The following is a 21574-nucleotide window of genomic DNA, read 5'->3' as shown; positions in this document are numbered from 1 at the left end:
AAAACTCTAACTTCCGGGGGTCACATCATTCTACTGGACATTTTTTATCAAATGGAACCGTGAGAACCGTCCCTATGGTACCTTACGAGGAGGTGAATTGATGGATCAAAATAACGAACTAAATAACGTTGGTGGAAGTGAAGAAAAAAATGGAAACGACCAAGCTGGTAGTAATGCTAATCAAGTGATTAGTGGTGAAGCAGCAGGAACTTTTACTGATGCGGTTTCGGGTGCTATGATAGGTGCCCCATTCGGACTATTTGGTGCTGTTATAGGCAGTGTTTCTGGCGGAATTATTGGAAACCAGGTCGTGGAGACGGATGACGAAGAAACCCATACAGCATCTAATAACCTTGATTTAAACAACGATAAAAATTCCAATTAATTAACCAGGAAATGTTTAGAGGAAGAACTCAATAATGGGTTCTTCTTCTTTTGATATCATATGCACAAAGAACGTTTCACAAAATAGCCATTCCTTCAATAAAGCTCAACAAGGGGCGTGAATTTCTTTTGTAATCACCCCCCACTATGAGCCGCGCTCCTCTACCTATCCTTATGTAAAGTCCTTTTTATATTGGACGGCTAGATAAATCCCACCAGCTAAAATTGCCAGCGTATATTTGAACAAGAAAAAGATGTTCCACATATCATCTTTAGGAAAAATCATGTCACATAGAATAATGGCCCACAACACACAGTAAGAGCTTTTCAAAAAGATTTTATTTGTCCTTTCATCGTCTTCCCCAATTTTCTTATAAAAAACATAGGTAAAAATCGCACTACCAATAAGCAGTAAAAAACCAACTCCAATGAGAATATTCCAATTTCCTGAAGATTGTTCAGCCCAAGACTTTAAAGGAGAAAAAATTGCGTTATGGATATCTGAGATTGAATTAATTATCATTTTAATCAATTCCTTTCACATAAGTAAAAATATCGTTTACATCAACATTAAAAAAATCGGCAATTCGAAAAGCTAAGAGCAGAGTCGGAACATAATTTCCTTTTTCCATTACGAAGATGGTTTGTTTGGAAACCCCGACTTTCTCTGCTAACTCCTGCTGAGACATTCTAGCAAGTACTCGATATTCATAGACCTTATTTGATATCGAATCACCAAAATCTTTCTTCATGACCATCACCTCTTGAACCAAATTATAAACTCACTTTTTACAAAAGTAAAGTAAACTTATACAAATGTATAAAATTTATTTATTTCTGCTTATAATACTTTGATTTAACAAGAGCCAGAATACGGAATGAACCTGACGGAATTCATGATTCCGTCAGGTTCACATATCAATCTGGTATTATTTATCGTTTTTTATGGCCAATCAGGCCAAAATATTCTTTATTATTCATATACCCACATAACACCAGTTTCTTATACAACTATTCTGTACCGTTAGTTCAAAAATAAAAAGCCACCTAGATTAGTAGCTTGACCATCTACTCTGCTCCCCTTTGTTGAAGAACTAAAATGGAATTTCTCCTATAAAAAATGGAACAAAAATCCCAACTATAGAAGCAGTCACAATTACCCAAAATGTTTTTGAGGTTAATCTTTCCTTACGTAACCGATTTTCTTTTGAAACAAAGGAGAGTATTATTGTATATAATGCAAAAACCATAAATGATATACCAAACCATATAACCCAAACATTGCCTATAAATCTAATTCCAGCACTTTCATAAACATTTTTTAGGACATTATCAGTTAATAAAAAACCAACAATTAAAAATAGAATAATTTCAATTAAAGTAATTAGATACATTTTCCATATAGCCATCTCTCCGCACCCCCGCTCCGTTATTGAAAAAGCGACTACTCTATTGAACAATTGCACCAATTAGTTAAATATGGCTAGATACGTTATTCACTTTCAAAAGGGTTTATAACATTCCAGTCATTCCCATCAAATAATTTTCTAAGCATCCATAGATGGTCGCTCCCAATTATGAGTAGTATGCGATCTTCAGTATCACTCATATCCATAATATTCTTGAAAACCATTAATTCTCTTTCCATCCATTTGTTTAAAAAATCAAAACCTATCTTTTTTCCTTTATTATCAGTTACAACAAGAAAAGATAAATACATTTTCTCAAGTTCTTTTGTAGATTCTATATCATTTAATTTTCTATATGAATAAATCAGTGGAGTTTTAAGTGTAATTTCAGGAGCATTTTCACTAACGTTTTTTAGGGTATATAGTATTTCAGGATACGAATTTTGAATTGATCGATTAAGCTCCGTCATATCTTCTTGGGAAATACGTCCTGCCCAATTCACTGCATAAAGTTTATCGTGATTTAACTTTTTTGCTAACCTAAATCCAATTTGTTGAATTTCCTCGATTGAATAATTACCATTGGATTTTTGGTATTCTATATTTAGTTCTTTATCGTTTGACCTTTCCCACTCCAAAGCAACTTTAGTTGGTTTGTACTGAGCTAAATAATCTACCAAGTCATGTATATCCTGTTCTTTTCTTTCTATATATTTCTTTATCTTGTTCAAAATGATAGGTTCCAACAAGGATTATTTCTTTTTTCAAATCGCTCTCCCCCAAATTGCTTTGTTCCATTTAAATACTAACAAATATTGAATAAAGGAATAACACTGCAAAAACAACTAGGATAACATATTTAGAAAAATGTTTAAGTCGTTCACTTTCAAATGACTTATTCAATAAGTAAAAAAAGCCTATAACCCATATACCGTCTTGAAAAAAAGTCGATATTATATTCCTTAACGTATTAAAAATAAAAAATAAGTCCACTACAATCCACTCCCTATATCTAATATTATCCTACCATTAGACCAATCCCTTATTGAACTATTCTGCATCGTTAGTGGAACAGAAAAAAAGCTGCCTCAATGACAGCTCCGTACTCCATTTGCTTAACAAGAATAGATAATTTACCATTCCTACAATCTTTTATTCTCGTTGTCCTTGGAAAATTGGTCTTTCAATTAGTGAGGTTAAAGGTTTTAGCTTGAACAAAAAATAATGTGTACATAACGCTATTATTATCCCATTTAATATCCCTGAAACTACATCAAATGGATAGTGTACCCCTACCCATATTCTTGAAAACGCTACTCCTAGTGCAAGAAAAAACCATAAATGCTTATAACGATATGATGATAACCACAATGTAAAAGCAATTACTATTGCAGATGTAGCATGGTCACTTGGAAAAGAAGAATTTGCAGAATGCTCTACGAGTTGAATAATCTCATGTGATACAAACGGTCTCTCCCTATAAATGAATAGCTCAATAAGTCTGTTTATCGAATAAGCCAAGGTAAATGCAAACATAGCCTGAAAAGCTATAACACGAAAATTGTTTTTGTTTAATAGCCACAACATCAAAATCAATAAAATAAAAGCATATTGAACATATTCGGCAAATAAAATCATGATTGTATCTAATAATGGATAATGTTGGACTTTACTATTAATCAAATTAAACCATTCATAATCTATATCTATAAAATTCATTAAACAGTCCCCTTTAATGCTTAACCTTTTTCCTCTACCTCTTTAAGATTATAACAGTATTAACAACGAATTTTTTCCTTATTTATTATCTTAGAATGGATTTTCACCTATTATAAAAGGGGTAAAGACTACATAATTTGATCCAATAAAAATAAGCCAAAAGATTATCGAAGTACGTCGCTTTTTAAAGAGAATACTTTCCTTAGAAATACACAAACCAACCATCAACGTGTATATGACGAATAATATATAAGAAACTCCAAACCAATTAACCCATACGTTTCCAATAAATAGAACTCCGAAGTTCTCGTAAATAGGCTTTAAAATATGTACCGTGAAAAGTAAACCAATAGATAAGATTGCAATAATTTCAATCAATCTTATTACATCTTTTTTCAATTCACCTAAAGAAATCAACTCCATATCGAAAATTCCTTAATGGTACTTTATTCAATATTTCCCAAGGTATGTCCTTCTTTTATTTGGGATTTTATTTTGAGCTAACCTGCCCCGTTATACCATAACCTCGACAGCAAAGAAAAGGCGTTAATCCTTCTTGGATCAACGCCACCGTTTGTTTAAGTAATTCCTTCACATTCTATATTAAACATTAATAAATTTTCCTTTGAAAACCAACCATAATACGTTCAAGCGATACCCATCCAATAAACCTTGGTTTTTCCCAACCTGGAGCAGCAGTTAGCTTTTCTACATCAAGGTAATTATTAATCCTTACCTTATCCCAAGCATGAATAACCTCTCCATTACCAATAGATAAGCCTACATGCCCCCAATTTTTTCGTTCTCCATTAATTACTCCTATGCAATCATAAAAAACAAAGGTTCCTTTTGGAGGTATACCTCTTTGCTTATTTGCTTCATATAAATCTGCGGATTCTTTTGCAAAATCTCCACCAAAGATTTCAATGTCATTACTTCTTTCTAATGCATCCTCTACAAAAGCCAAACAAATAAAACAATATTCTTTAGAATTCAAATGACCTTTAGCCCACTCAATAGCATTGTTAATATACCCATCATAATTTTTATCCATTTATTGTCTCCTCTAATTCATCTCTTTAATGAAATATATTCAATAAAAAGAGCTTTATTTCCTGCGAAGAAATAAAATACTCTGAGCAATGCTTCTTTAACTAAACTGCAGCTTTAGATCAATACGTTCAACGAAAAAGGCGTCAGTCCTTTTTTGGACCAACGCCCCTATAACGTAAGAGAATTCTTCCCAATCTCATTCAACCTGTTAAATCGGGCATAAGGCAAACCCGTTTTTCCTTTTCATCGATAGTAATAGTAAAGACTGCATTTGTGTTGATATTACTTAATTTTCTTATTTCTGCCGGTATATGAATGGTTCCTTTTTGATTATAAGTACACTTATTTTCTTTTTCAAATCCTGCTTTACTAGTTAATACGATTTTTTTACCTTCTAAAAATATATTGAGCCTGTCACCTACTTCAATATTTAAAATTTTGGTAAGATTTTTAGGAATATACAATTCTCCAGACTTTTTTAATTTTACTTTATCCAATTCAATCCCTCCCTGAGATGTTTTTTATTTGCTCGATGTAAGCATTCTCTATCAAGAATAAGATTGAAAGGGCGGGCTCTAAAATAGTATCAATGAGCCTACATTTAAATAGTGCAGGCTCATTCATTTTATTTAACTGCTGTAGTAATATTCCACACGAAGGGATCACCCATTTTATTCCAATCTTCTAACATCTCTTTTTCAGTTAGTAAACAGCGATCTAAAGAAGTTTTTACCACATCTTTATCCATGTGAATGCCGATTACAACGATTTCATTTTTCCGGTCTCCAAACTTTTCATCCCACTCTTCTTTTTCTGTCGGGTCTTCTTCAAAATAGTGGGCTTGTTGCTCTGGGGACAAGGAGGCAATCCAATATGCTACGGGGTCTAATTGCACCGATGGACCTGCTTGCGAAAATAGTAAAGCTACGTCATTCCTGGTTGCGCACCATACAATTCCTTATGCCCTCACAATTTCTTCTGGCATTTCTTCCACCCAGCGATTGAACCTCTCAGAATGAAATGGGACCGAACTTCTATAAACAAAGGAGCTAATTCCATACTCTTCCGTTTCCGGAGTATGCTCAGGCGCTTCTAATTCTTTAACCCAGCCGGCAGATTCGCTTGCGGCTTCAAAATTAAACAAACCTGTATTTAAAATCTCTGATGGGTGAATATTCCCCTTTTTAGAACGATGAAACTTCGCTGCAGGCTGTAACTTTCTTAAAAAAACCTCCAGTTGAATTAATTGTTCCTCCTCAAGCAAATCGCATTTATTAAGGATTAAGACATCACAAAACTCAATTTGGTCTATTAATAAGTCCGCAACACTTCTTTCATCCTCTTCACCTACAGCCTGGTTTCTTTCCAGCAGGAGGTCTCCTGAGGCAAAGTCATGCCAAAACCTGTTTGCGTCAACCACTGTAACCATTGTATCGAGTTTACAATGCTTAGTAAGATCAATTCCCAACTCTTCATCTATGTAAGAAAAAGTTTGTGCAATGGGTACTGGTTCACTTATACCTGTTGATTCAATCACAAAATAATCTATATTTCCAATCTCGACTAGTCGTTCCACTTCTTTTAAAAGGTCTTCTCTTAATGTACAGCATATGCATCCATTTGATAGTTCCACTAGCTTTTCTTCCGTTCTGTTTAACCCCCCTCCCTGTTTTACCAACTCTGCATCCACATTAATTTCACTCATGTCATTAACAATTACGGCAACTTTTAATCCATCTCGGTTCTGAAGAATATGGTTTAATAAAGTGGTCTTCCCTGCTCCTAAATACCCACTTAAAACAGTGACTGGAATTCTTGTATCTATCATGATCTTTCTCCCTTCGCTATTCATAAATAATAATCATTACGATTTAAATTTTATACATTTTTTAAATAACTTCATTATATGACTCTGGTGTTATTTGCTTACTTTGTTTCTCTGTGTATGGTGTAGCGTTTCAACCGAGGAGAATATTTTTTTAGTTCGAGTCTATCTGGATTATTCCGCTTGTTCTTTGTTGTAATGTAATTTCTGTCGCCAGTTTCTGTACATTGTAGTGTAATTTTCACACGCATTTTACTTTCTTCCTAGACTTTTTGTTATCAAATCAAAATGATTACGATTTGCACTTTATCCCAATTTTGTTTTAATGTCAAGCGTTAGAACGTTAACCTCTTCCTTTTAAAAAATAAATCGAAATGATTCCTAAATTCATTTACAAACGCATATTTTTATTTTAGAATGTAAAACGTAACAATTTCGTTTTACCATATTCTAAAAATTTAATTATATAAAAGGAGTAATTTATGAAAATATCTAAACTTATTTCTGCCTCTGCTCTATCTTTTAGCCTTTTGTTAGCAGGTTGTGGATCCAAAGAAGTTGGAAAAACTGGAGAAAAGAAAGAAAAAAATTCTCTTACCGTCTATACCACTATTTATCCGCTTGAAGATTTCACAAAAAAAATTGGCGGCAGTTACGTCGAAGTTAAAAGTATCTATCCTCCAAATGTAGATGCCCATTCCTTTGAACCATCTACGAAAGACATGGTTGCACTTGCCAATTCGGATCTATTCATCTATACAGGAGTTGGAATTGAAGGGTTTGCAGAAGAAGCTGCTGAGGCCTTGAAAAAGGAAAATGTTGAAATTCTTCAAGCAGCGGATGGAATTGAACTCCTTGAATCCACTCATGCTGAAGAGGAACATCATGAAGAGGAAAGTACACATAAGGAGGAACATGCTGACGAAGGTGAAACCGAAGCGCACGCGCATACGGAGGAAGAACATGACCATGGAGACGTGGATCCTCATGTATGGTTAGATCCCTTACTTTCTATTAATCTAGCAGAAATCATTAAAAATTCTTTGAGTGAATTACTGCCTGAACATGCTTCAGTATTTGAAGCTAATTTCAATCAAGTTAAAAGTGATCTCGAAAAACTAGATCAAGAATTTAAGCAAACCGTCGATGGCTCGAAAACGAAACATATATTGGTTGCTCACTCTGCTTATGGCTATTGGGAAAAGCGATATGGCATAATAGAAATACCTATTTCAGGCTTATCACCAACACAGGAGCCTTCGCAAAAAGAATTACAGGAAATCATTGCTGAATCCACAGAACACAGCATTCGGTATGTTATTTTTGAGCAGAATGTATCTCCAAAGGTAGCAGAAATCATCCAAAAGGAAATTGGGGCAGAATCTCTTACACTTCATAATCTGGAGGCTTTAACAGATGAAGATATCAAGCAAAAAGAAGATTACTTCAGCATTATGAGACAAAACTTAACAACCATCAAAACTGCATTAAACGATTAACAACAAACAAATCAACTACACCTTTGTCCTCTTTTATCCCTGCCTTCATTCTTACGGCAGGGATTTTCTATTATAATGACTATTTATTTTACTCATACTCTATTAGTAACCATGATTCGCATTCTTCGAAGTAATTTTATTGATATTACAGGTTTATTCATGCCTTTTCCCTGCTTGTGAATGTGGAATCGTACCAATCGTTTTAATACCCTCGTCTAGCACAAATTTTGAAAGCTGCTTAAAAACTTCTTTATCTTCATCTGCCATCTTAAACTTCTTCTTATCACTTACTACATATCCCTTTTCATTAATATCTAAATCATAATTGAGTAATTCTCCGTTGCGGTCACGATAGATCACATACATTATAAGCGTTTTACCATCATTTCTTATGTTTTTACTTCCAATTGATCTTGTATACGAAACGGAGTCGAAGATACTCGTTAATCGTTTAAGATTCGAATTCTTAACATTGAATTCGATTAAGTAATAATTCGTTTTACCTTCATCTGGATAAGTAAAATAAATACGTTCTATTTGATTAGAATGTGGAATGATGCTTTTAGAGGATAAAGGAACAGAAAAATACCCGATCGTTAGAATAACTACAAAGAAAACTACAACAAGAGCCATTATTTTCTTCTTCAAATAAATATATCCCCTTCCGTACGCGTTTCCAGATAGTTCTACATAAGATTATTCCATTTATGCATAGCAATTCCTTTAAAACGAAAATAAGCATAAAACCTTTTACATTTTTTAACATATATACTAAAATATAATTTAGTAAATACTTTTTTAGTAAATTATATTTTATTTAATGAAAGGAGTTAGAGATGAGCCTTTTAGATGTTTATTTACAAAAAAACGGTAAGAAACGGTACGATGTATTTAAAGAAACTGGAATGAGTCAGCAAATGCTCGCAAATGTAAACAAAAAAAATGTAAGCAGTTATTCCGTTAAGACCATCCAAGCAATTGCTAAAACAGTCAATAAAAGTGAAGGACTCGTACTTGATGAATTACTAAAGTTGGAAATGGAAAATGCTATTTTCGAAGTTTATAATACAGATGATTTGCTTTTAGCCCTTAATAATAAGGAACCGTATATTGCTATTAAAGGCGAATATAAAACTCAAATGGAAGAACTAGCTAAATCACAACTTTCAGACACTGAAACGTTAGGGTTAGAATTAGGTTCTGCTGGTTTAGTAACTATCTTAGCAGAAGGTTTTTATCAGTTGGCTAATCTGTTTAGTAATAAAGATGATGAAAAGAAAAAAATTGAAAGTCAATTACGTAAGTATAAAATAAAAAAAGTCAATGAAAGTGAATTCTTATTGTATTTACTACAATTTGATTATTAATAATTCTTCAAGGAAATCTAATAATAATAAAAACAACCTATAATCCAGGAATAAATGAAGAAATATAATCCTCTATATTCCTGGATTTTGTATTATTTCTACACCCATCTCTATTCATTTATTTACCACGTATTTCCAAACCTCAGATGCTCGATACTAATTTACTATTCTTGTTGAACAACCATCTAGCAATATTAATCAAGTAATATTGCCTCATCTCCAACACTTACTTCACCATATTTTTCAACTTTTGCCCAAACACCAAACATCGCAGAATGATTATTTACCAAAGTTCTCAATATCCGGGCATCTTGCTTAAGGTCCTCTTGTGAATTGTTTACCATGATACACCTTTCAAGCGGGTCAACAATCCTTAAGGTAACACTTGGTCCTATTTGAATTCTTCGGCCCACCCACTCATCTTCTTGGTAACCTGTTCCTTCTGTTTCGAATAACATGTTTGCTCGAAAGCGACGAGGGTCTACTACTTCGCCTAAATCCTTACTTAACATTTTTAATGCAGAGGTTGTGATAATGCTTATTGGTCCTTCATCGAAATGTGAAATTGACTCTTCTTTAACTAATCTTACTGGGATCCCTAACAACTCACCTAATGCTTCGTGTATTCTTTCCTGGTCACCTCGAAATTCATTTCCATCAGGCATTGTTACAATTAGAGTGTCCCGCTCATATCTTGCTTTATAATTAAATAAACCCTCCATTTGTTGAAATCGCCGAGTAGTCTTACCACTACCAAATTTACCATTCTCATTTTTTATTGCCCATAAACGGTCTCCAAGTACACCCCGATGATTAACTATGGCGCTGGATAAAGACTCCCCCAAAATTGATTTAACTGGAAATCTATTGATTTCTTTTACTCTTCCTATACGTTCTTTCTTTTGATTCAAAGATTTACCCCCCCGTATTTTTTTAGGTTGTTAGATTAACTCACCTGGATAATATTTCGTGATTTTTAAACTATTCCATGTTCTTCTTCAATATTCCTGTTCCGTTAGTAATATAACTTGAACAAAAAATGCGATAATCCTCTTGGACTATCGCAACGTTAGATTAAGTTCAGTATTTAAATCGTAAATGTTTTCAGGAATGAGGGACGGTTATAATCTGACCGTGAGAACCGTCCCTGTGGTAACCTGTTATTGGTATCTCCTCTATTAGGGTAAGAATATGGTAAAAGATTGCGTTGATTACTCTAATACGTTTACGCCGACTACATTTTCGATAGCTATCCGTTCAAATTCGCCAGGTTTTACCTCCATTCGCATCTGAAATGTGACTGGATCGACATAATGAATGAAGCTAGTAACAGTTTCTATAAACCCTTCGCTCCAAACCTTAAGTTCTACCGGAAGATGATATTCCATGGCATAGGCAATACTCCGATCAAACTCCTCCTTCTCATATTCGTCTAATACTGGTTTCATTTTCCGTTCTTGGTCCTTATACATGGCAGCATTCATCTCAAACCCTAACGGAATAAATGACGCTGGCCGCCACTTCAATTTCCCTCTATCCCGTATTGCCATTTGATCACTCCTCCCTTTTATATTATACACAAACATATGTTCTGTATGTGTATAATATGCGAACGAGAATTGATTTCTTCACATCTGAATATATAAAAGTGGACCAACCTAAACTCAGGCTGGTCCACTTTTCCTTCTATATATTAATATACAATCGTCTTTTGGATTCCGTGCCATCCGCTTACATCGCATTGCCCGTATTCATTATCACCCACAGCAACCACCGTTCCGTCCGATTTAAGTCCAACGGTATGGGCACAACCCGCCGCAATTGCCACTATATCATGCCAATCACTTACATTACATTGGCCATATTCATTCCAACCCACAGCCGCTACAGTACCGTCAGATCTAAGACCGATTGTATGATTACTTCCCACCGCTATCGCCACAATACTGCGCCAGCCGGTTACATCACACTGGCCGTTTTTATTATTTCCGACAGCCATTACACTTCCATCCGATTTAAGACCGATTGTATGAAGATAACCCGCCGCGACCTCCACAATATTATGCCATCCACTTACATTGCATTGGTGATACCGATTATTACCCACAGCCGTCACCGTTCCGTCCAGTTTAAGACCGATGGTATGCCAGTCACCAGCAGCTACCGCCACAATATCCTGCCAACACCCTACATTGCATTCACCTTCATTATTTGGACCAACTGCTACTGTGGTGCCATCATATTTAAGCCCAATGGTGTGCCGCCAGCCAGCAGCAACCGCTATAATATCGTGCCAGTCGTTTACATTGCATTGGTCATGCTTATTCCAGCCTACAGCCGTCACAGTATTGTCTGATTTAAGACCGATTGTATGAGCATTACCCGTGTTCGTCGCCATGTGAACATTACCGGCACCAACCGCTACAATATTGCTCCAACTGCTTACATCACATTGGCCACATTTGTTATCACCAACAGCTATCACCGTTCCGTTAGATTTAAGACCGACGGTATGACGTCGACCCGCCGCTATAGTATACCTAGGCTGTCGTTTCACATTTAACAATACTTCATTGGGTGAAATGGAATCCATGTTTGACCTCCTTTAAAACACCTGCGCTAGCAGAATAATATTGAGTCCTCCAATAATGGCTTAAGATTAGGTTTTAATACCAAATGATTTTCATTTCTAAAAATCTGTTCGGTATGCACCACAATTTGTAGCAGGTTAGTAAGACTATCCTTTTGTTAGATACTAACTTTTAATCTCATCATAAACTAGATATTGGCCTAACAAAATGGTGGACAGTTACTTTAAATATAAATCGTTAGGTGTGTTTGAATAATTTAGCAGTATTAACATCTTGTATTTCTAAAACTTCCAATACTTTAAACCACCTGACCATTATTCTCATGGGTGTTTCTTCAGTCTTTGATGGCGATGAATAGAATGCAATAAAGGTAGCTGCTGCGACCATTGAAATTCCTTCAGCTCGTTTTCTCATGGATCTTCCCCATTGCCTTAGGAAGGTTCTTCTGGTCTATTTTTTAGGCTCTGTTAAAACTGAATGTTGATTTCACTGTGTTTGAAAAATAAGCGAAGAATATCCGTTTAAATTGGGAAATGCCCATATTTCCTTAAAAATAGGCGGAGTTATTCCGCTTATAGTTTCTAAATCCTAGTAATTTGTCTTATTTAAAGCAGTTAAGCGGAATATCTCCGTTTAAACTGATTCTAAAGGTTCCTCTATAAACAATAGCCGGAAATTCTCCGCCTATGATTTCAACCCTGCACGAAAATCAAAACTATGATCTGCTACATAGTCTATGTCTAGTGAAAAATTACTCAAGAGAACAGCAACTACTTAACCACACATTCATCCCCTTTTTCATCAAATGCGTTTCATAAAAAAAATCCAAAGAATTCTGATTCCTTGGACTTTTTTTACCTTACATCATAGTGTTTTCCGCTTAATGACCATCGCCAGATAACTAAGCATCGATAATACAATCACCATCATTCCTGTGATTAACAGCCACCCAAAGGTAAAGCTGCTGGATTGGTCAACCGTGTACCCATATAAAGGTGGAATTAACACAGCGCCAATGGAACCCAAAGTGATGCTAATTCCGCTGGAAATCCCCGCCTGTTCTCGAGGTACCAGTTCACTTGCAAGATTCATCCATATTCCATTAAAGCCTGAAACACAAAATCCAAAGATCACAACAATGGGGACCATTGTCCAAAAGCTTACATTAGGAATAAATGCCAATGTTACACTTGCAACAGCCGTTAGCACCGTTATGATCAATAAAATCACTACTCGGTTGCCGTTAAACAAGAAATCACTTATCATTCCCCAAGCAATCCGCCCTAAAGAACCACTCACCTCTGATATCACTAAAAGGATACCCGATAGAAATAAGGAAAAACCTAACCTCTCATAAGCGAAAATGACTAGATACGTATTTAAGCACATTTGAGAGCCATTTAATCCCATCGCACTAAAACTTACAAGCATGAGCGCTCTGTTTTTCAGCATTTTAAACATCGATTTATAAAAAGCAACAAGGCCAGCAGGGTTCGATTCCTCTTGCTCCGGTGAATCACGATAGACTAAATATGAAACGCAGCCACTTACTAGCAAAAGGATACATGCGCTGAGCAAGACTGGCCGCCAGCCATATTCGGCACCTAGCGGCAGTAAAATTAAGCCTGCCAGGGCAGCACCCGCTGTCACGCCCATTTGCTTAATCCCCATTGCGGTACCTCTCTGCTTTAAAGAGAACCAATAAATAATTCCCCTGTTCGTGACCGGGTGCATCGAACCATAGCCACATCCCCCAATCATTACCATCAGAAGAACGGCCCAAAACTGGCCAAGTAACATCATGACGATGAAGCCCATACCTAAACAAAAAGCTGCCGTTAACAGTAATTTACGAGAACCATAGCGATCCGTCAGAAATCCCGCGGGAACAGAAGCTACCGCCTGTCCCAAAAACAGGGCAGCCGGTAACATTCCGATTTGAGATTTCGTTAACGAAAGATCCTCTCCAATTAACACCCCGAGCGGACCAATGCTTCGTCCTACAAAGGCAACCATAAGCTGAGCAATCAGTAGAAATAATAACATTCGCCATGGCTCAGATAGATCGACAGCCTTATTTTTTACCATTAAATTTGCCATTCCCTATTCGCCTCTACTTATTTAGGCTTTTATACTCACCGCATTCATGTCTTCTTCAAGAACTTTATTTTTCGAAACAGAAGTGGAAGTTAGGTAAGAGCCGCCAATACAGATAATAAAGTTGAATGCTAAACCAATGATTCCGCCGTGAATACCGTAGAAGGTTTTATACCCGGAAAATGTGAGCATTCCTGCTATAATCGCACCAAGAAGCATTCCCCAGAATACGGCCTTTCCGTTTAAGCGTTTCCAATAAAGACCAAGCACAAAGGCAGGAAATACTTGTACAAGCAGCTCGAATTTTAAAACGAAGATTTCATACAATGTTCCCGGTGGATTCCAGGCAATCCATAGAAGGCCAAAGATGGCTATGATTCCGATAATTTTACCGACCATTACCTTTCTATGCTCCGTTGCCCCCGGGTTAATGAATTTCCCATACACATCATTTGAAATTAGTGATGAAAAACTTAGCAGTACAGAATCCGCTGTCGACACAATCGCTGCCACAATTCCACCAAAAAAGATAATCATAATCCAGTAGAAAAATGGATTAATAGCAGCAATTTTATTTGCCATTAAACCTACAAGCTGTTCACTGTCATTTCCCTCCAAGCCTGGGAAAAGCTTTAGCCCAATGATTCCCACAAAGAAAACAAGTCCTGTTGTTAGAAGCGGCATCCAAGCCATCCGCGCAAATGACTTTCTCAAAGTTTTTTCGCTTTTAGCTGCATATATTCGCTGCACAGCATGTGGATAAATACTTGCCCCTAACCCGACAAGGACCAGCATGCTAAACCAATTGACATTCACTTCCATTGGCGGAACAGCGGTTTTTGCAGGTTCTGTTTCCGTAATGTAGCGAGTAATCTCGGTAAAGTTACCGCCGGCTAAGTATACTCCTCCGATGACAAAGAAAATAATTCCAATGAGCAGGACAAGTCCCTGCATGACATCCGTGAACGCAACCGCTTTCATTCCGCCCATCCATTCGTACGCTAACATAACTAAAACAAACGCGATAACGGCCACCTGGTAAGGAATCGTACCACCCGTCATTCCGGATACCGCCTGACCAATGGCTACTAATTGCTCGAGCAAGTAGTTCCCTAATCCCCAAAGCATTAAAAAAATGGCTAAGATTGTTACCTTTTTTGAGTTAAATCGGTGTTGCAGCCAATCTGTTGGTGTAATAAAATTCCGCTTTTTCGCAATGACATATAGTCTTGGTGCAAATAGTAAATATACACCAATAATGATCGTCATAAAGGAAATGGACTGCAGCCAAGAAAAACCTGTACGATAAGCGGAAGGTGCATAGCCCACTATGGTATTCCCGCTATACTGTGTTGCAAAAAGGGTAAAAAATAATGCGATTAATCCCAAGTTACCGCTGGCTAAATAATAACCTGACAAACTCTCATGAATATTCTTTTCTCCTCTTCCGGAATAATATCCGATGACCAGCATTATGATTGCAAAAACGGTCAAGATGATAATTCCATCCATACCTGCAAATGTTAACTCACCCATGGTTAGCCCCCTTTATTTTTCCGCCTCTTCTTCTTCTTCAACAATCTTCCATTGCGTTAAACAAACCCAGCTTAAGTATGCACATAATATAATAGAGAAAATGAAAATGATGAATGCCCATAACGGAAATCCTAAGATATAAGGCTCCACGAATCCTTCAGAAAAATACCATGGAACATTTCCCACTACAATCAAAACCAATCCAATCCATATCCACTTTTTCCGAATCGGTTCCTTGACTTCTTTGTTCATATCCTAGCCCCCTTTTAAATGATCCTTTTCTCCTGCAGCTCTTTTAATTTTTCTTCATTAAATCCTAGTAATTCCTGATAGACTTCAACATTATGTTTCCCCATTACATCTGGTCCAACATGCTTGACCTTTCCTGGTGTCCTGCTCAATTTCGGAACAATGCCCGGCATTGGAAATTCACCTAATTGCGGATGTTCTACCTTAATGATCATCTCCCGTTCCTGATATTGCGGGTCCTCGACAATGTCCTTGGCACTATAAATTAATCCAGAAGGAACACCTTTTTCCTCGAGAATCGCTAGTGCTTCTTTCGCAGGCAGTGTTTTCGTCCACTCCTCGATCATGGAATCTAAGAGTTTCATATTTTCTCCTCTTGCATGATGAGTGCTAAAGCGGGAATCGTCGGCAAGTTCTGGCTGTTCCATAGCCTCACATAGTCTGCGGAAAACACCATCTGCATTTGCGCCGATGACAATATAGGTCTTGTCTTGTGTAAAATAAATATTGGATGGCGCTACCCCTGGGAGAATATTCCCCATCCGCTCGCGGATATAACCTGCTAGCAAATAATCTGGAATGATGCTTTCCATGATCGAAAAAACAGATTCATATAAGGCTGTATCCACCACTTGGCCTTTTCCTGATTTCTCCCGTTCATGCAGCGCGACAAGGCAGCCAATGGTGGCAAATAAAGCCGCCAATGTATCACCGATGGAAATTCCGATTCTGGATGGCGGACGATCAGTGAATCCGGTTACATTTCTTAGACCACCCATTGCTTCACCAACACTTCCAAATCCTGCCCTATGTTTATATGGTCCTGTCTGTCCAAATCCAGATGTTCTGACCATTATCAATTTTGGATTGATTTCAGATAGTGTTTCATACGAAAGGTTCCATTTTTCCATCGTTCCTGGGCGAAAGTTTTCAATCACTACATCTGTGTCTTTTATTAATTCCTTTAAGATGTTTTGGCCTTCTTCCTCACGCAGGTTTAATGTGATCGATTTCTTATTCCTTGATTGAATTGGCCACCAAAGTCCTACGCCATCCTTTGCCTTTCCCCAATCTCTCATGGGATCTGACTTGCCAGGCGGCTCCACTTTAATAATCTCGGCACCGAAATCTCCCAGCATCCTGCCAGTGAATGGCCCCGCCAACAACGTTCCCAATTCCAACACCCTCAAATCTTGTAATGGCAATCTTTCTTCAGCCATGTTCATTCCCCCTATTGTTGTAGTCTCTCAAGTGAATAGTTTGAAGATTTTTAATTATGTATACAAATTTATCCGTTTGTATACAAATAGTCAACCGCTTTTTGAATTTTTTGTTAATATCACCTTAAATTAGCTATTTTTACCCATTTTAAACCCCTTTCAATTAACTTTTCAGAATATTCATTGAAATGTTTTTCTAGTTTGTATACAATAGAGTTGAGGTGTTGACATGGATGCATACGAATTTATTAAAGAGGCGATTATTTTAGGAAAATTGGAGCCTGGGATGAGATTAGGGGAAGAAACACTTGCAAAGGAACTAAATCTTAGCAGAACTCCTATTCGAGAGGCCATTAAACAACTGGAAGCAGAAGGACTTGTCATTCCTTTAAAACGAGGTGTCGGAGTCAGGCGTTTTACGAAAGAGGATATCCGCGAAATCTATGATTTAAGAACCCTCCTAGAAAGCTACGCTGCCAGCCAGGCTGCTATACACAGAACCGAAGACGATTTAATAGCATTGGCCAAAGCGAACGAATTATATGAACATTCGATAGAGGACACCTCTCACTTAGATATGAAAAGTGTTCGGAGGATTGTAAAGGTTAACCAGACATTCCATGAAGCGATTGTTGCAGCATCAAAAAATTCACATCTTCGTTTTCATATCTCAAAGGTCGTGGTTGTTCCAATTGTGTTTCGTTCTTTTTACTGGTATAACGATTTTCAATTAAAGCAATCACTAGAGGTTCATAAAATTATTTTTGAAGCGATAAAAAACAGAGAGCCAGAACGGGCTCGAATCGCGATGCATGAACATATTTTCCAAGGCCGCGACAATGTATTGAGGCATTTAGATGATAGTGAGATCAGTCATTTATTAAAGGAGGAAGTAAAGTGATCGAAATTTGTGAAGTAGGACCTCGGGATGGCTTACAAAATGAGTGTAAATTGATTCCAACTGACATAAAAGCTGAATTGATTACAAGATTAATTGATGCAGGAATTCGCAACATAGAGGCCGTTTCGTTCGTCAACCCAAGAGTGGTACCGCAGATGGCAGATGCTGAGGAATTACTGAAGGTCCTCCCAAGGTATAAGAATGTCCGCTATGGCGGTCTAGTCCTTAGTCGTTCTGGTCTTGAGCGAGCTTTGAAAACAGATATCGACTTCCTTCATGTGGTTACAACTACAAGTGATAGTTTTAATCAAAAGAATGCCAAAAGGACCGTTGATCAAGCCGTAGAAGAGCTTTCAAAAGTCATTGCAGAAGGGACAGAAACTGGCAAGGGAGTAGCAGGAGTATTGGGCACTGCCTTTGGCTGCCCTTTTGAAGGAGAGGTTCCACTAACAAGAGTGCTTTCTGTCGCTGAAAAATTTATTGCAGCAGGTTGTACAGAAATTACGTTAGCTGATACAACTGGGATGGCGAATCCCATTCAAGTTCAAACTGTGGTTGCTGCTTTTTATAAGCAGTTTGGAAAAGAATTTTCGCTCGGCCTTCATTTCCACAATACCCGTGGTCTTGGACTCGCCAATACCCTTGCAGGCTATCAAGCTGGCGTCACCCGATTTGATTCTTCGATTGCTGGACTGGGCGGCTGTCCATTTGCTCCAAAAGCAGTTGGTAATGTCTGTACAGAAGACATGGTCAACATGTTCCGCGGGATGGGAGTCGAGACAGGGGCAAACCTAAACCAGCTCCTAGAAACCGCAAAGTGGATGGAAGAAAACATGGATCGACCACTTGACGGAATGCTGATGAAAGCGGGAATTGCTTAATTTTCCGTAAAAACGAGCTGAAGCATAAGGTTAGGATTCCTAAACTTATAAGCCATTTTCTTTTGAATTATCCGAAACTATAAAAAACATGTCAAAGCAGATAAAATAGCAGAGTAATTACACATAATAATTCGCTCTGCTATTTTGTTGATTATGGGGTTTATGAAATTATTATTTATAAAGCATTAATATATGCCTTATTTCATTATTAATAGGTGAGCCGCTGGAACCGTTTTTTGTACCTGTTTTTGTAAAAAAAGAAATGGCTCAGAGCCATTTCTTTTATAGATTTATAATGCTGTTTAATTAAGCACAATAAGGATAATTTAGTCTGTTCAATAGTTTTAAATATTAATTTCTTCAATAATTGAATTTCCCTCAGTAGCTTCAGAATCAAGCCATTTCCAATTTTCATATAACCTGATTCGCCCATCTGGTAAGATTTTAGGAGTAGAAATACATTGTCCACCTCTAATTTCATTTTTGTTGTTAACGTGGTTATATCTAAACTCTAAGCAACCGTCATCCTTTATTACTCCAATCAATGTTCCTTTTACAATTTCCCCTCCACTATATGTTGCTGAGATGATGTGCCCCTCTTGTTTATAATCAAAAATAGTCTTTGAAGAAACTTCACCATTATCTGTATTTTCAATTGAAACAAAGCTACGACCATTAAAATCTATCACTTTTCTCTTCCCCTTTTCCCTATTTTTTTAAAAATTATACCATCCTGGTTAAATGAGGGACATATTTTGTAAAAATCCTGCCTCTAAAATAAAAATATTAATTATCCCTTTGGGTAAAATAGGCTTAATAAAAGGAGGATTGTAGATGGGTAAAAAATTTGAAAAAAATTTTCTAATATTATTACCATTTTAGTCAAAAGTCAAATTAACGAAAACCTCTTGTTAAACCAAACTGGACCGTTACTTAAAAACGATTGCAGTTATTAAAATACGGATCTCTTGACAAAGGAGTAAAAAATGAAAAAACAAAACATCTTATTTAACCTTGATGATACATTATCATACTGTAATAGATATTTTAACCTAGTAATAGACGAATTCGCTGACCAAATGATGGTCTGGTTTGACTCGATTTCAGAGGAAGATATAAGACAGAAACAGCTTCAACTTGATGTTGCAGCGATTAGTGAGCATGGTCTAAAGTCAGAACGGTTTCCCGAGTCGTTTGTTGGCACTTATAAATACTATTGCGACTTAACTGATAGGGAAAAGAAAAAAGATGAAATCCAATATTTAAGAGAGTTGGGTTTTAAGGTATTCGAGATTCCTGTTGAACCTATTCCATACATGAATGAAACGCTGATACGGTTAAAAGAAGAGGGACATGAATTATATTTGCACACCGGAGGAGATGAGGCTAATCAACGCAGAAAAATTACCCAGTTAGAATTGACTACATATTTTGAACATCGCATTTTTATTTCGGAACATAAAGATACAACAGCTCTATCCGATATTATAAAAACTATTAAAGCTGATCCTAAAGTAACATGGATGGTTGGAAATTCATTAAGAACGGATATTGTCCCAGCACTGGAAATGGATATCCATGCAATCTACATTCCAGCTGAAAATGAATGGCAATATAACATGGTTGAAGTTAACGTTGAGCATAGTAGTGCTTTTTTCACTGTAGATTCACTTCAAGAAGTTCCTGATGTAATTGATAAACGTATACAAGATTAAATAATGTAAGTGGATAGGTAATACCCTTCGAAGTTTCACCTAGACGGAAAGGTCCCTTTTATACCAGTTAAGTACGATATTTCAAGATATAATCATTCTTTTCATACTTATCGAACTAATCGCCAATATTTTATTTTTTTTGCAAACTTCGTAAAACAGAAAAGTAAAGAAAGCTTCAAAAGATGCATTAAACAATAAAAACATTTTAAGATTTCCATATGTCAATTTTAAAATCCATAACGAGCTTGGCAAAAATAGGTGAATACTAATTCATTCCCTGATAAACCAAACCTTGGAAATCATATCATCCTTTACTTCATAAATAGCCAATAACTAGCACTTTCACCTCTCATTCCATTCGTTGCCATTTCCCAATCAATAACCTTGTTTCCGACGATTAATCGTTTTTTATGTCAGCGTACATTTTCTTTTTGAAGGTTTCTGTATACCTCTCGATTCGTGCCTGTTTCCTGCTTAAGGTGATGGTATTATCAGGGAAGGTGTAAATAGTGATATCTTCTGCATACTTGCAAGTCCCTTAATATCTTGTGCCTTGTAGTAATCTATTTGTTGTTGGACTACTGTCTCAATTGATATAATCTTACCACTATTATTTTTTATTATTTAAGTAATCATATACACACTTCTCGGTTTCCTCTTCGGTTTCTTTCATGCATTGATCCAGCACATTCATTGCTTCATCGAAATTTTGGAATCCTTCCCCCGTCCAGTCATCACTATAAACCCATTCATTATCATAAGTTCCCCACACAACATCGTATTGTTCTTTTTTGATCTTAGGTTCCTCCACCTTTGGTTCCACTTCCTGAACATCTTGTTGTTTTACCTCTTGATTGGGTTCTGTAACTTCTGAACCGCAGCCTGCCAGCATGAAGAATGTTATTGCCCCTACTACAATTACATGTTTCAGAGTGACCATCTCCTTTTTCCTTTATCTTGTACATTTAGAGTAATTACAATTACGCCGATTTGTTTAGAAAAAGCTACCTGAAGCATTTATAAAAGATTTACAGAACCTTAACATCCACAAAGCATCCTCTTAACAATGATTGATTACTCTATTAGTAGTGGGGATAGCATGCGTGGCTATCATGGTATTTGGCGTAG

Annotated in this window: 26 protein-coding genes and 1 pseudogene; 6 read left to right on the top strand and 21 right to left on the bottom strand. The window is 36.7% G+C overall.

The window, feature by feature from the left end; all coding sequences use genetic code 11:
- Positions 1 to 100 precede the first annotated feature (100 nt).
- Positions 101 to 385: a hypothetical protein gene (locus H0184_RS27205; protein WP_221831089.1), complete on the top strand. Its 285-nt coding sequence runs from the start codon at positions 101 to 103 to the stop codon at positions 383 to 385.
- Between the two features lie 171 nt (positions 386 to 556).
- On the opposite strand, the gene H0184_RS27200 is transcribed toward H0184_RS27205, so the two are convergent.
- The 10 genes and pseudogenes from H0184_RS27200 to rpmG form a co-directional block, all read right to left on the bottom strand.
- Positions 557 to 907: a DUF2178 domain-containing protein gene (locus tag H0184_RS27200; protein ID WP_221831087.1), complete on the bottom strand. Its 351-nt coding sequence runs from the start codon at positions 905 to 907 to the stop codon at positions 557 to 559.
- 1 nt (position 908) lies between these two features.
- Positions 909 to 1136, bottom strand: coding sequence for a helix-turn-helix transcriptional regulator (locus H0184_RS27195; RefSeq protein WP_221831085.1), 228 nt, complete (start codon positions 1134 to 1136; stop codon positions 909 to 911).
- Positions 1137 to 1478: 342 nt separating this feature from the next.
- Complete coding sequence (locus H0184_RS27190; protein WP_221831083.1) at positions 1479 to 1793, bottom strand: hypothetical protein; 315 nt, start codon at positions 1791 to 1793, stop codon at positions 1479 to 1481.
- Between the two features lie 83 nt (positions 1794 to 1876).
- A complete protein-coding gene (locus H0184_RS27185) occupies positions 1877 to 2524 on the bottom strand; it encodes a DUF5694 domain-containing protein (protein ID WP_221831081.1) in 648 nt (215 codons plus the stop codon).
- Positions 2525 to 2945: 421 nt separating this feature from the next.
- Positions 2946 to 3512, bottom strand: coding sequence for a phosphatase PAP2 family protein (locus H0184_RS27180; RefSeq protein WP_221831080.1), 567 nt, complete (start codon positions 3510 to 3512; stop codon positions 2946 to 2948).
- 90 nt (positions 3513 to 3602) lie between these two features.
- On the bottom strand, positions 3603 to 3935 hold the full coding sequence (locus H0184_RS27175; protein WP_221831079.1) for a hypothetical protein: 333 nt from the start codon (positions 3933 to 3935) through the stop codon (positions 3603 to 3605).
- A gap of 187 nt (positions 3936 to 4122) precedes the next feature.
- Entirely contained in the window at positions 4123 to 4566 is a 444-nt protein-coding gene (locus H0184_RS27170) for an NlpC/P60 family protein (protein ID WP_221831077.1), read from the bottom strand.
- A 199-nt stretch (positions 4567 to 4765) separates the two neighbouring features.
- Positions 4766 to 5062: an AbrB/MazE/SpoVT family DNA-binding domain-containing protein gene (locus H0184_RS27165; RefSeq protein WP_221831074.1), complete on the bottom strand. Its 297-nt coding sequence runs from the start codon at positions 5060 to 5062 to the stop codon at positions 4766 to 4768.
- Between the two features lie 128 nt (positions 5063 to 5190).
- Positions 5191 to 6393 (bottom strand): annotated as a pseudogene (locus H0184_RS27160) (GTP-binding protein).
- A 98-nt stretch (positions 6394 to 6491) separates the two neighbouring features.
- Positions 6492 to 6641: a 50S ribosomal protein L33 gene (gene rpmG, locus H0184_RS27155; RefSeq protein WP_221831072.1), complete on the bottom strand. Its 150-nt coding sequence runs from the start codon at positions 6639 to 6641 to the stop codon at positions 6492 to 6494.
- Between the two features lie 231 nt (positions 6642 to 6872).
- Between rpmG and H0184_RS27150 the strand changes: the two genes are divergently transcribed.
- Complete coding sequence (locus H0184_RS27150; RefSeq protein WP_221831070.1) at positions 6873 to 7889, top strand: metal ABC transporter solute-binding protein, Zn/Mn family; 1017 nt, start codon at positions 6873 to 6875, stop codon at positions 7887 to 7889.
- A gap of 153 nt (positions 7890 to 8042) precedes the next feature.
- Here H0184_RS27150 and H0184_RS27145 read toward each other — a convergent pair whose 3' ends face one another.
- Positions 8043 to 8537: a hypothetical protein gene (locus tag H0184_RS27145; RefSeq protein WP_221831060.1), complete on the bottom strand. Its 495-nt coding sequence runs from the start codon at positions 8535 to 8537 to the stop codon at positions 8043 to 8045.
- Between the two features lie 188 nt (positions 8538 to 8725).
- Here H0184_RS27145 and H0184_RS27140 point away from each other — a divergent pair, with 188 nt between their 5' ends.
- Entirely contained in the window at positions 8726 to 9256 is a 531-nt protein-coding gene (locus tag H0184_RS27140) for a hypothetical protein (protein ID WP_221831058.1), read from the top strand.
- A gap of 194 nt (positions 9257 to 9450) precedes the next feature.
- Here H0184_RS27140 and H0184_RS27135 read toward each other — a convergent pair whose 3' ends face one another.
- The 8 genes from H0184_RS27135 to H0184_RS27100 all read right to left on the bottom strand — a co-directional run bounded on the left by H0184_RS27135 (position 9451) and on the right by H0184_RS27100 (position 16949).
- A complete protein-coding gene (locus H0184_RS27135; protein ID WP_221831056.1) occupies positions 9451 to 10167 on the bottom strand; it encodes an MOSC domain-containing protein in 717 nt (238 codons plus the stop codon).
- Positions 10168 to 10467: 300 nt separating this feature from the next.
- Complete coding sequence (locus tag H0184_RS27130) at positions 10468 to 10806, bottom strand: YolD-like family protein (RefSeq protein WP_221831054.1); 339 nt, start codon at positions 10804 to 10806, stop codon at positions 10468 to 10470.
- Between the two features lie 143 nt (positions 10807 to 10949).
- Entirely contained in the window at positions 10950 to 11849 is a 900-nt protein-coding gene (locus tag H0184_RS27125) for an RCC1 domain-containing protein (RefSeq protein WP_221831052.1), read from the bottom strand.
- Positions 11850 to 12084: 235 nt separating this feature from the next.
- On the bottom strand, positions 12085 to 12261 hold the full coding sequence (locus H0184_RS27120) for a hypothetical protein (protein ID WP_221831044.1): 177 nt from the start codon (positions 12259 to 12261) through the stop codon (positions 12085 to 12087).
- Between the two features lie 450 nt (positions 12262 to 12711).
- Complete coding sequence (locus H0184_RS27115) at positions 12712 to 13947, bottom strand: MFS transporter (RefSeq protein WP_221831042.1); 1236 nt, start codon at positions 13945 to 13947, stop codon at positions 12712 to 12714.
- A 21-nt stretch (positions 13948 to 13968) separates the two neighbouring features.
- Positions 13969 to 15480, bottom strand: coding sequence for a sodium:solute symporter family protein (locus tag H0184_RS27110; protein WP_221831040.1), 1512 nt, complete (start codon positions 15478 to 15480; stop codon positions 13969 to 13971).
- A gap of 12 nt (positions 15481 to 15492) precedes the next feature.
- Entirely contained in the window at positions 15493 to 15732 is a 240-nt protein-coding gene (locus H0184_RS27105; RefSeq protein WP_221831038.1) for a hypothetical protein, read from the bottom strand.
- A 14-nt stretch (positions 15733 to 15746) separates the two neighbouring features.
- The gene (locus H0184_RS27100; protein WP_221831036.1) at positions 15747 to 16949 is read right to left on the bottom strand and encodes a CaiB/BaiF CoA transferase family protein; all 1203 of its coding nucleotides are present in this window, start codon (positions 16947 to 16949) and stop codon (positions 15747 to 15749) included.
- A 229-nt stretch (positions 16950 to 17178) separates the two neighbouring features.
- On the opposite strand from H0184_RS27100, the gene H0184_RS27095 reads away from it, so the two are divergent.
- On the top strand, positions 17179 to 17850 hold the full coding sequence (locus H0184_RS27095) for a GntR family transcriptional regulator (protein ID WP_221831034.1): 672 nt from the start codon (positions 17179 to 17181) through the stop codon (positions 17848 to 17850).
- Positions 17847 to 18731 carry a hydroxymethylglutaryl-CoA lyase gene (locus H0184_RS27090; protein WP_221831032.1) on the top strand — a complete coding sequence of 295 codons (885 nt, stop codon included), beginning with the start codon at positions 17847 to 17849 and terminating at the stop codon, positions 18729 to 18731. Before H0184_RS27095 ends, H0184_RS27090 begins: the two co-directional genes overlap by 4 nt.
- A gap of 344 nt (positions 18732 to 19075) precedes the next feature.
- Here the strand turns inward: H0184_RS27090 and H0184_RS27085 are convergent, their stop codons facing one another.
- Positions 19076 to 19420, bottom strand: coding sequence for a n-acetylglutamate synthase (locus tag H0184_RS27085; protein WP_221831030.1), 345 nt, complete (start codon positions 19418 to 19420; stop codon positions 19076 to 19078).
- A 297-nt stretch (positions 19421 to 19717) separates the two neighbouring features.
- Here H0184_RS27085 and H0184_RS27080 point away from each other — a divergent pair, with 297 nt between their 5' ends.
- Positions 19718 to 20446, top strand: a complete 729-nt coding sequence (locus H0184_RS27080; protein WP_221831028.1) for an HAD family hydrolase — start codon at positions 19718 to 19720, stop codon at positions 20444 to 20446.
- 610 nt (positions 20447 to 21056) lie between these two features.
- On the opposite strand, the gene H0184_RS27075 is transcribed toward H0184_RS27080, so the two are convergent.
- The gene (locus H0184_RS27075) at positions 21057 to 21386 is read right to left on the bottom strand and encodes a hypothetical protein (protein WP_221831020.1); all 330 of its coding nucleotides are present in this window, start codon (positions 21384 to 21386) and stop codon (positions 21057 to 21059) included.
- Positions 21387 to 21574 lie beyond the last annotated feature (188 nt).

Origin of the sequence: Neobacillus niacini (assembly GCF_019749295.1) — a bacterium.
GTDB classification, from domain to species: domain Bacteria; phylum Bacillota; class Bacilli; order Bacillales; family Cytobacillaceae; genus Neobacillus; species Neobacillus niacini_D.
Note: the sequence above shows the minus strand (reverse complement) of the source record. Positions and strands in the feature narration are given on the sequence as shown.